Below are 16,032 nucleotides of genomic sequence, written 5' to 3'. Positions count from 1 at the left end.
GAAGCAGCATGAATCTGGCGCAAACCGCGGCACCCGGCAACGTCTGATAAGACTATGTCTTGCGATGCATGCGCTGCTGTGCCCAGGCGTGACGAGCCAACGTCTGCTGTGCCATGTGGAGCACGGGCGCATCGACCATGCGGCCGTCCAGCACGCAGACGCCGCCGCCCGCCTCAGCCAGCGCCTGGCGCAGGCGCTGCGCGTGGGCCACGGTGGCGGGGTCGGGGTCGAAGACGGCGTGCAGAGGCTGCACCTGGGCCGGGTGAATGCACAGCTTGCCGCCAAAGCCCATGCGCCTGGCGCGTGCCGCGTCCAATGCCAATCGTTCGGGGTTGCGCGTATCCACGGTCACGCCGTCCACGGCCGCGCCAATGCCGGAGCGGCGCGAGGCCAGGACCAGGGCCATGCGCATGGGCAGCAGCTCCTCTTCGTCCTCGCCGCAGGCCATGCCCGCATCGACCTGAAAGTCCAGGTGGCCGAAAGCCAGTCGCACCACCTGGGGCGCGGCAGCCAGGGCATCGGCCGCGTCCAGGCCGGCCACGCTCTCGATCAGGGGCAGCAAGGCCGCTTGCGCCCCCGCAGCCCGGGCCACCGCATGCAGGGTCTGGGCACGCTCGGCCTTGGCAACCATGGCGCCGGCCACGCCCTGCTCCACCAGCTGCGCCAGCACGCGCAGGTCCTCGGCATGCCAGGGTGTGCCTTCGGCGTTGATGCGCACCAGCAAGCGTGCGCGTTCCGCGCCTTCCAGCGCTTCCACGGCCTGGGCCAGCGCCTGGCGGGCGCCGTCCTTGTCGGCCGGGGACACGGCGTCCTCCCAGTCGGCGATGACCATGTCGGCGCCGCTGTCCAGGGCCTTGCCCAGGCGCTCGGGCCGCGTGGCGGGGACGAAGAGAAAGGAAGTGGCCTGTCGCGCCAGATCGTGCATGCGGATGTCCTTGGGAGAGCGGTTTATTCGGCCGAGACGCCTGCGGCCTTGATGACCTTGTCCCAGCGCGCGACCTCGGCCTGCAGGTGGGTGCGCAGGCCTTCCGGCGTGGCCTTGTCGGGCGTGACCAGGTCGGAGCTGAGTTCGGCGATGCGCTTTTTGACGTTCTCGTCCTTGATGGCCACGTTCAGCGCCTTGTTGATGGCCATGACCACTTCCTTGGGCGTGCCCTTGGGCGCGTACATGCCATGCCAGACCTTGACGTCGAAGCCCTTGAGGCCCTGCTCGTCCAGCGTGGGGATGTCGGGCAGCGAGGACAGGCGCTTGGGCGTGGTCACGCCGAAGACCTTGGCGCGCTGGCCGTCCTTGATCACGGGCACGGTCTGCGTGGTCTGGTCGCACAGCAGGTCCACCTGGCCGCCCATGAGGTCGTTCATGGCCGGGCCTGCGCCCTTGTAGGGCACGGTGGTGAGCTTGACGCCCGCCTGGTGCATGAACAGCATGCCGCACAGCTGGGAGACAGCGCCAATACCTGCATTGGCCAGCGAGACCTTGTCCTGGTTCTTCTTCACGTAGTCCATCAGCTCGGCGAAGTTGTTGGCCGGGAAGTCCTTGCGCGACAGCAGGGTCATGGGCACGTCCAGCACCTGGCCGATGTACTCGAAGTCCTTGAGCGGGTCATAGGGCAGCTTCTTGTACAGCGCAGGCGCCGTGGCCATGCCCATGTGGTGGATGAGGATGGTGTAGCCGTCGGCCTTGGCCTTGGCCACGCGGGCCGGTGCGATGGTGCCGCCCGCACCCACGGTGTTCTCGACCAGCACGCTCTGGCCCAGCACCTGGCCCATGGGCACGGCCAGCAGGCGCGCCACCACGTCGGTGGGGCCGCCCGCGCTGTAGGGCACGACGAGGACAACCGGCTTCTCCGGCCAGGACCTGGCTTGGGCGCCGGCGCATGCCGCCAGCGCGCAGGCGGCGGCCGCCGCGTAAACGAGGCGGCGGCGGAAAGGGTTTGTGCTTTGCATGGTTTGTCTCCTGTGCACTTGGGTGAAAGCGGGAGGCGCTCTGTGACGGCGCCTTTCCCATGGATTCGCCGGCCGGGGCCGGCGGGAAGCGAAAAACTCAGCCTCAGTCCAGCAGGCGCTGCACGCGCGGCCATTGCGCGACCTGCCACAGCCGCCCCACGGTAGCCTGCGCAGCAGCGTCCTGCAGGGCTCCGCCATAGGCGATCAGCCGCAGCGCCTTGGCCGTAATTTCCTCGCGCGACAGCGTGTTGCCGGGGTCGCCCTTGGGTTCGTCGACACGGCCCATGAGCAAACGGCCATCCGTGGTCTGCACGCTGACCTTGCCGATCCAGCGCCGGGGATAGGCCGCGTCGACCTCGGCATCAAGCTCCATGCTCACCTTGTCGCGCAGCTCCACGGTTTCCTGTGCCAGATAGTCGCGGTCAAACTCCGTCAGCCCCGCGTGGCCGTGACGCGCCGCCAGCGCCAGCACCGTGCCCATGGAGAACTTGCTCTGGTGCACAGTGCTCGGCCTGACCACCGGGCCCAGCACGTCGATGGCGCCCTGATGCACATGGCAGGTGACCTGGGCCAGGTCGGCGGGAGTCAGGCCGTGGTCCTGCATGACCTGCAGCAGCGCGTCGGCGGCCGGGTGCGTGTGGCGGCAGGAGGCATGCCACTTGAACGAGGTCTCGGCCGTGGCCCAGCGGGAGCCTATGCCGTCCGTGAGGCGCGTGGGATCGGCGTCCGTGGACATGCCGGCCGCCAGGCCCTGCGGCCCGGTGAAGATGTCCTGCGCGCCCGTGAAACCGTCTTTGGCCAGGTACGCCGACATCAGGCCTGCGGCGGCTGCATGGGCCGTGTGCAGTTGCTTGCTGTCGGCGCCCGTGCGCAGGAATTCCCACAGCCCCGCCGACTGCGTGCCGGCCGAGCCGAAAGCATGCTGCATCTGCGCGGGCGTGAGGCCCAGCAGGCGGCCCACGGCGGCCGCAGCAGCCAGCGTGCCGGCCGTGGCCGTGGTGTGGAAGATGCGGTAGTGGCTGCGGCCCAGGAACTCGCCCACGCGGATGCCGACCTCGTAGCCGGCCACGCAGGCGGCCATGAGTTGGGCGCCGCTGGCACCGATGCTCTGGGCCACGGCCAGCGCGGGCGGGAAGACCACGGCGGCCGGGTGGAAGACCGAGCCGTTGTGCACATCGTCCTGCTCGGCCACATGCGAGGCCGCGGCATTGGCCAGGGCCGCCATCATGGGCGAGGTGGTGGCGGCACTGCCCAGGATCTCGCAAGGCCCTTGCGCCGGTCCCTGGGACAGCGCAAAGCGCGCGATGCTCTGCACGGGGCGCGCGCCCTGGCCTGCGAGCACGGAGCCGAACCAGTCCACCCAGAGGTCTTCGGTGCGGCGCTGCACGGCGGCGGGGACGTCGTCCCAGCGCAGTGTGGCAGCGAAACGGGCCAGCGGATGGATGCTCACTTGGGTCTCGTTCTTCATGGAATCACTCCCGCGCATACGCTGCGCACAGCTTTCACAGGGTCGCTTCTTCGGCGTACAGAGCGCGGATGCGCTCGGCCGACCAGCCCAGATGGGCCAGAATGGCCTCGCTGTGCTCGCCCACGGAGGGCACAGCCTCCATGCGGTAGTCAAAGGCGCTGTTGGCGCCCGGCGGTAGCAGCGCCTGTACCGGCCCGACCGGCGTGGCCACGCTGCGCCAGCGCTGGCGTGCGGCCAGTTGGGGGTGGTTCCACAGGCCCGCCATGTCGTTGACGCGCGCATTGGCAATGCCGGCCGCATCCAGGCGCTGCACGACCTGGGCCGCATCCAGCGCGTTGAACACACCCAGGATCAGCGCGCGCAGCTCCTCGCGGTGGGCGTTGCGCTGCGCATTGCTGTCGAAGCGCGCATCAACGGCCAGCGCGGGCTGCAGCAGCACCTGCTCGCAGAAGATCTTCCACTCGCGTTCGTTCTGCAGGCCCAGCATCACCGTGCCCCCGTCACCGGCCTCGAAGGGTCCGTAGGGGTAGATGCTGGCGTGCGACGCGCCGGTGCGCGGCGGTGGCGGCGCGCCGTCGAAGGCGTAGTACATGGGGTAACCCATCCACTCGCCCAGCGCCTCCAGCATGGAGACGTCGATATGGCTGCCCTCGCCCGTGCGGCCTCGCAGCAGCAGGGCCGAAAGAATATTGGTGTAGGCGTACATCCCAGCCGCGATGTCGGCCACCGAGATGCCGGCCTTGGACGGCGCCTCGGGCGTGCCCGTGACCGAGAGAAACCCCGCCTCGCTCTGGATCAGCAGGTCATAGGCCTTCTTGTCGCGGTAGGGGCCGTCGGCACCGTAGCCGCTGATGTCGCAGACGATGAGCTTGGGGTTGTGGGCCTTCAGCACCTCCCAGGACAGCCCCATGCGCGCGGCAGCGCCGGGTGCCAGGTTCTGCACCAGCACGTCAGCGCCTTCGAGCAGTTGCATCAGCGCCTCGAGTGCGTCGGGCCGCTTGAGATCGAGCGCCAGGCTTTGCTTGCTGCGGTTGATCCAGGTGAAGTGCGAGGATTGGCCGTTGACGCGCTGGTCGTAGCCGCGCGCGAAATCGCCATTTCCCGGACGCTCCACCTTGATCACGCGCGCGCCCAGGTCGGCGAGCTGGCGCGTGCAAAACGGTGCTGCCACCGCATGTTCCAGCGAAACGACGGTGATGCCGTCCAGTGGACGAAGATTTTGTTTTTTCATCTTGAAAATCCATTGCGCTTCAGCGCTAGCCTGTGCAACTGGCGCGGCCAAAGACCAGGGACACCGAGGAAGGGCCTGAGCCGGCCGCGCCGCCCCGCGCCGAGGGTGTCGTCCCCCTTGGGGGGCGCCGTGCAACGGGAAGGCGTGTAGCGACTCAGGGGGTACTTCATTTCAGAAGGAACGGGGCAGCCCGAGGATGTGCTCGGCCACATAGGAATAGATCAGGTTGGTGGAGATCGGCGCCACCTGATAGAGGCGGGTCTCGCGGAACTTGCGCTCCACGTCGTACTCGCAGGCAAAGCCGAAGCCGCCGTGGAACTGGATGCAGGCATTGGCGGCCTCCCAGCTGGCCTTGGCCGCCAGGTACTTGGCCATGTTGGCTTGAGCGCCCATGGCCTGGTTCGCATCGAACAGTTCACAGGCCTTCCAGCGCATGAGATTGGCGGCCTCGACCTCGATGAAGGCATCGGCAATCGGGAACTGCACGCCCTGGTTCTGGCCGATGGGGCGGCCGAACACCTGGCGGTCGCGCACGTAGTTGGTCACACGGTCCAGGAACCAGTAACCGTCGCCTATGCACTCGGCCGCAATCAGCGTGCGCTCGGCGTTCAGGCCATCGAGGATGTACTTGAAGCCCTTGCCTTCCTCGCCGATCAGGTTCTCCTCGGGGATCTCCAGATCCTCGAAGAACAGCTCGTTGGTCTCGTGGTTGACCATATTGAGAATGGGGCGCACGGTCATGCCCTTCTTCTCGGCCTCGCGCAGATCGACCATGAAGATGGACATGCCCTCGCTCTTTTTCTTCACCTCGGCCAGCGGCGTGGTGCGCGCCAGCAGGATCATGAAGTCGCTGTGCTGGATGCGACTGATCCAGACCTTCTGGCCATTGACCACGTAGCGCCCGTCCTTCTTCACGGCGCTGGTCTTGATCTTGGTGGTGTCCGTGCCCGTGGTCGGCTCGGTCACGCCCATGGACTGCAGCCGCCATTCGCCCGAGGCGATGCGCGGCAGGTACTTCTCCTTCTGCGCCGTGGAGCCATGGCGCAGCAGCGTGCCCATGTTGTACATCTGGCCATGGCAGGCGCCCGAGTTGCCGCCGCAGCGGTTGATCTCCTCCATGATGACGCTGGCCTCGGTCAGGCCCAGGCCCGAGCCTCCGTACTCCTGCGGGATCAGCGCGGCCAGCCAGCCGGCCTGGGTCAGCGCGTTGACGAAGGCCTCGGGATAGGCGCGCTGTTCGTCGATCTTGCGGAAATACTCGTCGGGAAACTCGGCGCACAGCGCGCGGATGGCATCGCGGATTTCGTGGTGGTTGTTGGAGCTCGTGTGTTCGATCATTTCAAGCCTTCTGACGACAAACGCTTGTCCAGCAAGCGCTATCAGCTATGGGTTTCAGTCTTCAAGCCACGGTGGCCGTGGCCTGCATGGTCAGAAGCCCTTCGTGGTCCTGTGCCCACAGGTCGATGGTCCTGCCGTCCTCGCGCGGCTTGCCGTGCACGCTGAAAGGGTGCAGGTCGAAGGTCGGCCTCAAGGCCCTGAATTCGAACGCGACCACCCTGGCGCCCCGCAGCTGGCGGCGCAGCAGATCGAGCAGCAGCGTGGCAATCAGCGGACCATGCACGATCAGGCCTGGGTAGCCCTCGACCTGGGTCACGTACTGACGGTCGTAGTGGATGCGGTGGCCGTTGAAGGTCAGCGCCGAGTAACGGAACAGCAGCACGTCGTCGGGAACGATGGTGCGGGACCAGGTTTGCTGGCCGTCCAGCGGTGGCTTCTGCGGCGTGGACGCGGGATCGCCCGCTTGGGCAGCGGCGCGGTAGACGATGTCATGCTCCTCGACCAGCGCCAAACCGTCCTGGTTCGAGAAACGGTGTTCGACCAGCACGAACAGCAGCTCGCCCGAGCGTCCGGTCTTGTGCTTCACGCTGCGGATGGTGGAGACGCGCTGCACCTGCTGCCCCACGCGCAGCGGATTGCCCGCTTCCCAGCGCAGCCGTCCGCCGGCCCACATGCGGCGCGGCAGCGGCACTGGCGGAAGAAAGCCACCGCGCCTCGCATGCCCGTCGGGACCAATCTCGCTCTGGCGCGCATGCGGCAGAAAGTACAGCCAGTGCCACAGCGCAGGCACGGCTGAGCCATCTTCAGGCACCGGGTCATCACGATCCAGCGTGGCCGAGAGGGCACGCAGCGGAGCGGCGGTGATGATGTCGGACATGGTCTCGCTGCGCTCCTGCCAAGACTGGAGCTTGGTCAGGGCGGCTGCGTCGATCTGGACAGTGTTCGGGTTCATGGACGGAAGTGCTGGAAGGGATTCAGTTCACCGTGGCGCCGGAGGTCTTCACGATCTGCGCCCATTTGGAGATGTCCTGCTTGAGGACGGCAGCCAGCTCGTCGGGTGTGACTTGACGCTCTGGCGTGCCCGCAAGCTCCACGCCCTGGGCCTGCAACTGGGCGCGCATGTCCTTGTCCGCCATGGCCTGCTGCATGCCTTCGCGCAGCCGGCTCATCACCGCAGGCGGCAGGCCGCGCGGCGCGAACAGGGCAATCCACAGCGTGCCGTTGTAGCCGGGCACGAACTCACCCAGCGATGGCACGTCGGGCAGCACGGGCGAACGTGCTGCGCTGCTGACGGCCAGTGCCCGCAATTTGCCCGACTTGATGTACTGCAGCGTGGACGGCAGGCTGCCGAACAGCAGCGGCAGTTGCCCGCCCAGCACATCGTTAAGTGCGGGCGCCACGCCTTTGTAGGGGACATGCTGCAGTTGCACGCCGGCCATCTGGTTAAGCATCTCGCCCAGCAGGTGGTTGAGCGTACCGTTGCCTGCCGATGCATATTGCAACTCGCCGGGCTTGGACCTGGCCAGGGCCAGCATTTCGGGAACGGTCCGTGCGGGAAAGGATGGATGGGCCAGCAGCACATTGGGCACGGCGCCGATCATGCTCACCGGCGTGAAGTCGCCCACGGGATCGAAGCCCGGCGACTTGTAGAGCGCGGGATTGATGGCCTGGCTGCTGCTGATGGTCATCAGCAATGTATGGCCGTCCCTGGCGGCCTTGGCCACGGCCTGGGTACCGATGTTGCCGCCCGCACCGGGGCGGTTCTCGACCACCGTGCCCACGGACAGCTTCTCGCCCAATTTCTGTGCCACGATGCGGCCCACGATGTCATTGGTTCCGCCCGCTGCCTGGGGCACCACCAGCACGATGGGGCGGGCGGGATAGGAGGCCTGTGCCCAGGTCGGCAGGCCCAGGGTCAGCAGGGCGCCGGCACAGAGGCTGCGGCGCGACACCGATGGAGTGGAGGGCGGGGCGGATCGGACTGGCACGGCAACTGTCTCCTCTTTTGGGGTTGATAGCCCTATGCTCGCTGGCACCTGCTCTGTGCACAATCTCTGATATTGGAATCAAGCCTTTTGTTTTTCCGAAGCCTTGACTTGATTGGTATAAACCATGAACCGCTATGCAATTCGATCTCAAGGATTTAAGACTCTTTGTTTTGATAGCACAGACAGGAAGCCTGACAAGGGCTTCCGAACAGTCTCATCTATCGCTTGCAGCCACCAGCGCACGTGTCAGGGCACTGGAGGAACAGGCCGGCATGCCTTTGCTGATACGAGAGGCTAGAGGGGTAAAACTGTCGGCACCCGGCGAGGCCTTTTTGCACCATGCGCGCGCCATGCTGCAGCATTCGCAGCAATTGCAAGCCGACCTGCAGGAGTACGGCGCGGGCCTGCGCGGCCATGTGCGCGTATTCGCCAACACCACGGCCGTGACGGAGTTCATGCCCGACATACTTGCGGCCTACCTCACCCAGCACCCACACATCAGCGTGGACCTGCAGGAGCGCCCCAATGCCGGCATTGCCACCGACATCCGCGACGGCCGCGCCGACCTGGGCATCGTGGCCGGCGAGGTGGACACGTACGGCCTGCGCGTGCTGCATTTCAGCACTGACCGGCTGGTGCTGGTGACCCCCGACACCGCGCGCTGGGCGGACATGAGCAGCGTGGCCTTTGCCGATGTGCTGCACGAGCGCTTTGTGGGCATGCACCGTGGCAGCACTCTGCAGACTTTTCTGGATCGGCTGAGCCAGCAACTGGGCACCACGCTGAAGCTGCGCATACAGCTTTCCAGCTTCGACTCGATGTGCCGCATGGTCGCGGCAGGCGTGGGCGTGGCCGTGGTGCCCGAGACCGTGGCCCAGCGCTACCGCGGCCTGCCGCGCGTCTGCCGCGTGCCGCTGACCGACGCCTGGGCAGTGCGCCCCCGCTATATGCTGGTGCGCGAGGAACAGCAGGTATCGGTCCAGCTGCAGGAACTGATGGACGCCATCGCTGCCTACCATGAGCACAGCGAGAGCATGTGAGGCTGCGCGAATCTGGCCGCTAGAACGACGCCGCAGCGTGCACACGCGTGCGCAGCCGCGGCAGGTCGATGACGGTGATGCCGCCGTATTCGATCTCTATCTGGCCGGCCGCCGCCAGGCGCCGCAGCGCTGCGTTGCAGCGCTGGCGCGACAGGCCCGAGAGGTTGGCGATCTCCTCCTGGGACACCCGAAGGCGCGGGTCGCTTCCCGGATGCAGCCATGAGTGGAACAGGCCCACCAGCGCGCGCGCCACCTGGCTGTCGGTATCGAGCAAATGGTGGGCCGCGAAGTTGCCCAGGAACCAGTGCATTCGCTCGTTGATCTGACGCAGCAAAAAGGCTTCGAAGCTGCGCTCGCTGCCGCGCAACCACTCGAAGACCTCGGCAGGCATCAAGGCCACGCGGCTGTCGCGCAGCGCGATCACGTCCGCCGTGCGCGCCACTCCGCGCAGCACCGTTCCCTCGCCGAACCAGCTGCCCACCGAGAGACCTCCCAGCGTAACCGAGCGACCGTCGGCGCTGCTCACCGACCATTTGAGCAGCCCTTCGATGGCGCCATACCAGTGTCGGGGCTCATCTCCCATACGGCACAGCGCAGTGCCCGCGGGCAGGTCCACCTCGCGCATCTCGGCACGCACGCGTTCGCGCACGGCAAGGTCGAGCGCGGGAAACCAGGCAGAGCCGGACAGCAGTTCATCGAGGGTGGGACGGGCCGCGGTCGTTGAGCGGTGATGGCGGGCGATGGTGAAGCTCCTTGCGTACTTACCCCGAGGTCAAATGTCATCGCAACGACTGATTCATGCGGGGGTGAAAAAAATAATAGCTGACGACCCAACCCCACGCATCAGGAGACGCCATGAGCAAGCGCAAGGTGATCGTGACCATTGCCCCCACTGGAGGCATGGCCCACAAATCGCAGAACCCCCATCTCCCCACCCAGCCGGACGAGATCGCTGAAGACGTGGTGCGCTGCTGCAATGCGGGCGCCAGCGTGGCGGCCATCCATGCGCGCCGGCCCGACGACGGTGCCACCTGCAATGCCGACATCTACCGCGACATCAACACCCGCATCCGCGCTGCGGGCTGCGACATCGTGATCAACAACTCCACGGGCGGCGGCGTGCACGGCGACATGGTGCGCGAGCTGCAGGGCGGGCGCTGGGAAATCGCCTGGGAGGAACGCATCAAGGGCATGGATGCAGGCGCCGAGATGTGCACGCTGGATGCGACCACTCTGAACCTGAGCTTCGGCGGGCGCGAGATCCTCATGGACACGCCGCTGTCGCGGGGCCGCGAGCTGGCCGTAGGCATGAAGGCGCGCGGCATCAAGCCAGAATGGGAAGTCTTCGCCCACACCCATATCCTGCAGGACGTGACGACGCTGATCGAGGAAGACCACGATGCAGCCCCGCACTTCATCAACCTGGTGATGAATGTCCACCGCAACTTCCAGAACGCCATGCCGTTCTCGCCGCGCTACCTGCAGCAGATGGTGGACGTTCTGCCCGCCAACAGCATCTTCTGCGTCAGCGGCATCGGGCCCTCGCAGCTGGAGGCCAATGTGGCTGCGCTGCTGCTGGGCGGCCATGCGCGTGTGGGTCTGGAGGACAACCTCTACTACCGCCAGGGCGAGCTGGCCACCAATGTTCAGCTGACCGAGCGCATCGTGCGGCTGATCCGCGAGCTCGACATGGAGCCCGCCACGCCCGAGGAAGCACGTCAGATCATGGGACTGCAACGCGGCGGCTCGCCGCTGCCCGCGTTCGCGCCCGCCGCCATGGCACAGGCGGCCTGAGCCGCGCACGGCGCAGCTCAGTTCGCAAAACAACGAGGAGACAGCATCATGAACTTCGCATGCAAGGCCCTGGCCGGCGCCGTGACGCTGGCCGGCGCGGCCACGGCAGCAGCTCAGATTTCGGACGATGTGATACGCATAGGCTTCATCAGCGACATGTCGGGCGTGTACCGCGACTACGACGGACCGGCTGGCGCAGAGGCCATACGCATGGCCATCGCCGACATGGGCGGCGCCATCAACGGCAAGAAGATCGAGCTGGTGGCGGCAGACCACCAGAACAAGGCCGACATCGCCGCCGCCAAGGCGCGCCAATGGTTCGACGTGGAACGCTTCGACATGCTGATCGGCGGCGTGAACTCGGGCGCGGCCATTGCCATGGCGGGCGTGGCGCGCGATAAGCGCAAGCCCTATTTCGTGGTCGGCTCGGGTGCTTCCAGCCTCACCAACGAGCAGTGCTCGCCCTACACGGTCATGTATGCCTACGACACAGTGGCCATGGCTCGCGGAACGGCCAGCGCCGTGCTCAAGAGCGGCGGCAAGCGCTGGTTCTTCGTGACGGCCGACTATGCCTTCGGCAATGCGCTTCAGGCCGATGCTGCCAAGGTGCTCGAAGCCGGCGGCGGCAACGTGGCCGGGGCGGTCAAGCACCCGCTGGGCGCCAGCGACTTCTCGTCCTTCATGCTGCAGGCTCTGGCGGCCAAACCCGATGTACTGGCCCTGGCCAACGCGGGCGGCGACACGGTCAACGCCATCAAATCGGCGGCGGAATTCGGACTGGCGCAGAAGATGAAGCTGGCGGGCATGATCATCACCATTCAAGACGTGCACGCCCTGGGCCTGAAGACGGCACAGGGCATGTATCTCACCGACAGCTGGTACTGGAACCAGAGCCCCGAGGCCAGCGCATGGGCGCGGCGCTTCTTCGACAAGCACAAGCGCATGCCCACCTCCTTCCATGCGGGCGACTACTCCGCCACGCTGCAGTACCTCAAGGCCGTGCAGGCCGCGGGCACGGACGATGGCACCAAGGTGATGGAACAGCTCAGGAAGACCCGTTTCAACGACATGTTCGTCAAGGACGGCTGGCTGCGCGCCGACGGCCTGATGGTGCATGACATGCATCTGATGCAGGTGAAGACGCCAGCCGAATCCAGAGAGCCCTGGGACTACTACAAGGTGGTCGAAACCATCCGTGGCGAAGCCGCCTGGACCACACGCGCCGAGACACGCTGCGCGCAATGGAAGACATCATGAGCGCGGCCGCACCCGCGATACGGCACGTGGCCGTGGTCGGCACCGGCGTGATCGGTGCCAGCTGGGCTGCGTTCTTCCTGGCGCGCGGCCTGGATGTGACGGCCACCGATCCCGCACCCGGCGCCGAGCAGCGCCTGCGCGAAGCGGTGCAGCGCCACTGGCCGACCATGCAACGCATGGGGCTGGCGGATGGAGCATCGCCCGAACGCCTGCGCTTCGACGCCGAACTTGAGCGTGCGCTGGACGGCTGCGACTTCGTGCAGGAAAGCGGCCCCGAGCGCGCCGACTTCAAGGCTGACCTCTATGCGCGCATGGACGCGGCCACGCCGCCGCAGGTACTGCTGGCCAGCAGCAGCTCGGGTCTGCCGGTCAGCGGTATGCAGGTACGCTGCAAGACGCCGCAGCGCGTGGTTCTGGGTCATCCCTTCAATCCGCCGCACCTGATCCCGCTGGTGGAAGTGGGTGGTGGCGATGCCACCTCGCCAGACAGCATCCAGCGTGCCATGGACTTCTACGCAGCGCTGGGCAAGCGCCCCATTCATGTGCGGCGCGAGATCGCTGGCCACATCGCCAACCGCCTGCAGGCCGCGCTGTGGCGCGAGGCCTTTCACCTCGTTGACCAGGGGGTAGCCAGCGTCAGCGACATTGACACGGCCATCGCCCACGGCCCCGGCCTGCGCTGGGCGCTGATGGGGCCATTCATGAACCTGCATCTGTCTGGCGGACAGGGCGGCATGCAGCATCTGCTGGAGCACCTGGGCGGCCCCATCGAAAGCTGGTGGCGCGATCTTGGCAATCCGGCCATGACAGCGGCGCTCAAGGACAGTGTGGTGCAGGGCGTGGCCGAGGCGCGCGGCATGCGTCGCGAGGAGGAGCTGGAGCGCACGCGCGACGAACTGCTGACCGACCTGATACGGGCCAAGGCCCAGGGCTCGCTGTTCTGAGCCCACATGGAGGAGCATGCATGCAAGCCATAGACTTCCTGTCCGACCCGCAGCAGGTCGCCCCGCCGTGCAGCCTGCGCATCGATTCCGACGACGGCAGCTTCGTGCTGCGATCACCCGTGGCGCTCAAGCCCTATGCACGTTGCGTGGGCGAGTGGCTGGAACGCTGGGCGCGCGAGACCCCCGAGGCGCCGGCCCTGGCCGAGCGCACGCCCGACGGCAGTGGCTGGCGCCAGCTGAACTGGAGCGAGCTGCGCGAGGCCGTGGGGCGCTCAGCCCAGGGGTTGCTGGACCTGGATCTGCAGTCCGGCCCGGTGGTCATATTGTCGGACAACGCCATAGATCACGCGGTGCTGATGCTGGCCGCCATGCACGTGGGCCGGGCAGCCTGCTCGCTGTCCAGTGCCTACTCGCGCACGGCGCGCGACTTCGGACGGCTGCGCCAGATGCTTCAGGCACTGCAGCCTGCGCTGATCTACGCATCGGACGCGCGCGTGTACGGACCGGCGCTGGCGGCCTGCGAAACCCGCGTGCCCTGCGTCTTCAGCGCGCATGCACAGCACTGGCCCGGCGGGCTGGATTTCCAGGCGCTCATGGCCAGACCCGAGACGGCCGCCGTGCGCACCGCCTATGAGGGCATCGCGCCCGACACGCATGCCAAATACCTGCTGACCTCGGGCTCCACAGGAACGCCCAAGGTCGTCATCAACACCCACCGCATGCTGTGCGCCAACCAGCAGCAAATGGCGCAGACCTGGCGCTTCCTGGAGCAGGAAAAGCCCGTGCTCGTGGACTGGCTGCCCTGGAGCCACACCTTCGGCGGCAACCACAACCTGCATCTGGTAATGGCACACGGCGGCACGCTTTACATCGACGAGGGCCGGCCCGCACCGGGTCTGATCGAGAAGACGGTGCGCAATCTGCGTGAAGTTCGGCCCACGCTGTGGTTCAACGTGCCGCGCGGCTTCGACATGGTGCTGCCGCTGATGGAGGCCGACGACACGCTGGCGGCGGACATGCTCTCGCGCCTTCGCCTGGCCTTCTACGCGGCTGCGGCTCTGGCCCCCTCGACCTGGAAGCGGCTGGAGGCGGTGGCCCAGCGCGTGCGCCCGGGCCGCCCCCTGTGGCTGACCACGTCCTGGGGTTGCACCGAGACCTCGCCCGCGATCACCTCGGCCCACTGGCAACTCGACGGCGCAGGCTGCATAGGTGCGCCGCTGCCCGGGCTGGAGCTCAAGTTCGTGCCCAACGGCAGCAAGCAGGAAATGCGTGTCAAGGGCGTGTCGGTGTTCCCCGGCTACCGCGACGCACCGCGCGAAACGGCTGCGGCCTTCGACGAGGAAGGCTATTACCGCATAGGCGACGCCGGCTTCGTCGTGGACGAGCTGCGGCCCGAGCGCGGCGTCATCTTCAACGGCCGCGTGGCCGAGGATTTCAAGCTCTCCAGCGGCACCTGGGTCTCGGTGGGAACGCTGCGCGTGGAACTGGTGTCGCGCCTGGCGCCATGGGTGCAGGACATCGTCATCGCAGGCCACGACCGTGACGAGCTGGGCCTGCTGGTATTTGCCACGCCTGCGGGCGCTGCCGCCCCCGAAGCCCTGGCACAGGCGCTGCGCCGCGTGATGCATGAGCAGCGCAACGCAGGCGCGGGCAGCTCGCAAAGCCCCGGCTGCGCGCTGGTCCTGGCCGATCCGCCGGATGCGGAGGCCGGAGAGATCACCGACAAGGGCTACGTCAACCAGCGCGCGGTGCTAACGCGGCGCGCCGATGCGGTGCGACGTCTGTTCGCGTCAAAGGATGCATCGGTCATTCGCTGCAACAGCTGAAACCATAGCAGTCATCGCAAGTCAGTATTCAAATCTTGGCGCAAACAATCCATATTTGAAGCATTACAAGCGATGACAGCTATCAAATCAGATGCTTGCTCCAGGCGCACCGCATATCCGCTCAAGCCCGGTCAGGCGTGCTCCGCCTGCTCCAGCTCCTGCGCCAGCGTGCGCACGAGTTCGGCTGCGGGCATGGCGCGAGCCAGCGGTGCGCCCTGACCGGCCCAGTGCGCGGCATAGTCGCTGCTGCCTTGCGCGCTGGCTGCCTGGTGCAGCGCCTTGCCCGCGTCATACACCATGGGATAGGCGGGCAGTGCTCCCGCATAGTCTCGTCCCAGCTGGTGCAGACGGTTGAACATGCCGCGCGCAGGACGCCCGGAAATGGCCGCGGTGATGGCCGTGTGCTGCGCGCTATCGCTTTGCAGCTCGGCGCGGTAGGCCGGGCTGGCTGCGGACTCGGGGCAGAGGATGAAGGCCGTACCCATCTGCGCGGCACAGGCTCCCAACTGCAAAGCGGCAGCAATGCCGGCACCGTCCATGATGCCGCCTGCGGCGACCACGGGCAGGCGGGACTCGCGCGCCAGCAGCCGCACCAGCGCCAAAGTCCCCATCAGAGTGTCCTGCTCTGGCACGAAGGCGCCGCGATGACCGCCCGCCTCCATGCCCTGGGCCACGATCACATCCACCCCGGCCTGCTCGATCTGGCGCGCCTCATCGAGACTGGTGGCGCAGGCCAGCATGGTGATGCCGGCGGCGCGCAAGGCATCGACAAAGCTCTGCTCCGGCAGGCCGAAATGAAAGCTCACCACGGCGGGACGCAGCTCCAGCACCATGGCCTGCAATCGCGCATTGCCCTGCGCGGACTCGTAGATGCAGCGCAGGCCCGGCGGCGCGGACGCGCCGTAGCGCTCGAACTCCGGCGCCAGATAGCGCAGCCACTGTGCTTCGCGCTCTGCATCTGCTGCCGGTGCACGATGACAGAAGAGGTTGACGTTGAAAGGACGGTCGGTCAGCGCACGCGTCTGCTCGATGTGCTGACGTGCCTGCTCAAGGCCATAGGCGCCTATGCCGACCGAGCCCAGGGCCGATGCATTGCTCACGGCAGCTGCCAGCTGCGGGGTCGAGGTCCCGGCCATCGGGGCCTGAATGATGGGATGCTGCAGGCCCAGGCCTGTCATCCACAAAGGTAGTTTGCTCAT

The 16,032-nt window shown here is 66.8% G+C and carries 14 protein-coding genes; 5 read left to right on the top strand and 9 right to left on the bottom strand.

Features of this window, described 5'->3' with window-relative positions; translation table 11 throughout:
* Positions 1 to 52: 52 nt before the first annotated feature.
* The 7 genes from CTR2_RS01050 to CTR2_RS01020 form a co-directional block, all read right to left on the bottom strand.
* The gene (locus CTR2_RS01050; RefSeq protein ID WP_087085427.1) at positions 53 to 925 is read right to left on the bottom strand and encodes an HpcH/HpaI aldolase/citrate lyase family protein; all 873 of its coding nucleotides are present in this window, start codon (positions 923 to 925) and stop codon (positions 53 to 55) included.
* A gap of 23 nt (positions 926 to 948) precedes the next feature.
* Entirely contained in the window at positions 949 to 1,947 is a 999-nt protein-coding gene (locus tag CTR2_RS01045; RefSeq protein WP_087085428.1) for a tripartite tricarboxylate transporter substrate binding protein BugD, read from the bottom strand.
* A gap of 103 nt (positions 1,948 to 2,050) precedes the next feature.
* Positions 2,051 to 3,415: an MmgE/PrpD family protein gene (locus CTR2_RS01040; RefSeq protein WP_087085429.1), complete on the bottom strand. Its 1,365-nt coding sequence runs from the start codon at positions 3,413 to 3,415 to the stop codon at positions 2,051 to 2,053.
* 34 nt (positions 3,416 to 3,449) lie between these two features.
* A complete protein-coding gene (locus tag CTR2_RS01035; RefSeq protein WP_087085430.1) occupies positions 3,450 to 4,646 on the bottom strand; it encodes a CaiB/BaiF CoA transferase family protein in 1,197 nt (398 codons plus the stop codon).
* Positions 4,647 to 4,817: 171 nt separating this feature from the next.
* The gene (locus CTR2_RS01030; protein ID WP_087085431.1) at positions 4,818 to 5,984 is read right to left on the bottom strand and encodes an acyl-CoA dehydrogenase family protein; all 1,167 of its coding nucleotides are present in this window, start codon (positions 5,982 to 5,984) and stop codon (positions 4,818 to 4,820) included.
* Positions 5,985 to 6,045: 61 nt separating this feature from the next.
* The gene (locus CTR2_RS01025; protein WP_087085432.1) at positions 6,046 to 6,936 is read right to left on the bottom strand and encodes an HTD2 family dehydratase; all 891 of its coding nucleotides are present in this window, start codon (positions 6,934 to 6,936) and stop codon (positions 6,046 to 6,048) included.
* A gap of 22 nt (positions 6,937 to 6,958) precedes the next feature.
* Positions 6,959 to 7,972, bottom strand: a complete 1,014-nt coding sequence (locus CTR2_RS01020; protein WP_087085433.1) for a Bug family tripartite tricarboxylate transporter substrate binding protein — start codon at positions 7,970 to 7,972, stop codon at positions 6,959 to 6,961.
* A 134-nt stretch (positions 7,973 to 8,106) separates the two neighbouring features.
* On the opposite strand from CTR2_RS01020, the gene CTR2_RS01015 reads away from it, so the two are divergent.
* Entirely contained in the window at positions 8,107 to 9,012 is a 906-nt protein-coding gene (locus CTR2_RS01015) for a LysR substrate-binding domain-containing protein (protein WP_087085434.1), read from the top strand.
* A gap of 19 nt (positions 9,013 to 9,031) precedes the next feature.
* Here CTR2_RS01015 and CTR2_RS01010 read toward each other — a convergent pair whose 3' ends face one another.
* A complete protein-coding gene (locus tag CTR2_RS01010; protein ID WP_087085435.1) occupies positions 9,032 to 9,754 on the bottom strand; it encodes a Crp/Fnr family transcriptional regulator in 723 nt (240 codons plus the stop codon).
* Positions 9,755 to 9,867: 113 nt separating this feature from the next.
* Here CTR2_RS01010 and CTR2_RS01005 point away from each other — a divergent pair, with 113 nt between their 5' ends.
* From CTR2_RS01005 to CTR2_RS00990, 4 genes are read left to right on the top strand one after another with little or no spacing between them, the layout of a single operon-like run.
* Positions 9,868 to 10,806 (top strand): beta-keto acid cleavage family enzyme, encoded by a 939-nt coding sequence (locus CTR2_RS01005; RefSeq protein ID WP_087085436.1) that lies wholly within the window; start codon positions 9,868 to 9,870, stop codon positions 10,804 to 10,806.
* Positions 10,807 to 10,854: 48 nt separating this feature from the next.
* Positions 10,855 to 12,063, top strand: a complete 1,209-nt coding sequence (locus tag CTR2_RS01000) for an ABC transporter substrate-binding protein (RefSeq protein WP_087085437.1) — start codon at positions 10,855 to 10,857, stop codon at positions 12,061 to 12,063.
* On the top strand, positions 12,060 to 13,007 hold the full coding sequence (locus tag CTR2_RS00995; protein ID WP_087085438.1) for a 3-hydroxyacyl-CoA dehydrogenase NAD-binding domain-containing protein: 948 nt from the start codon (positions 12,060 to 12,062) through the stop codon (positions 13,005 to 13,007). The genes CTR2_RS01000 and CTR2_RS00995 overlap by 4 nt, the downstream gene beginning before the upstream one ends.
* A 20-nt stretch (positions 13,008 to 13,027) precedes the next feature.
* Positions 13,028 to 14,833, top strand: a complete 1,806-nt coding sequence (locus CTR2_RS00990; RefSeq protein ID WP_087085439.1) for a feruloyl-CoA synthase — start codon at positions 13,028 to 13,030, stop codon at positions 14,831 to 14,833.
* Between the two features lie 131 nt (positions 14,834 to 14,964).
* Here the strand turns inward: CTR2_RS00990 and CTR2_RS00985 are convergent, their stop codons facing one another.
* Positions 14,965 to 16,032 carry an NAD(P)H-dependent flavin oxidoreductase gene (locus CTR2_RS00985; protein WP_087085440.1) on the bottom strand — a complete coding sequence of 356 codons (1,068 nt, stop codon included), beginning with the start codon at positions 16,030 to 16,032 and terminating at the stop codon, positions 14,965 to 14,967.

Origin of the sequence: Comamonas thiooxydans (assembly GCF_002157685.2) — a bacterium.
Classification (GTDB): Bacteria; Pseudomonadota; Gammaproteobacteria; order Burkholderiales; family Burkholderiaceae_C; genus Comamonas; species Comamonas testosteroni_H.
Note: the sequence above shows the minus strand (reverse complement) of the source record. Positions and strands in the feature narration are given on the sequence as shown.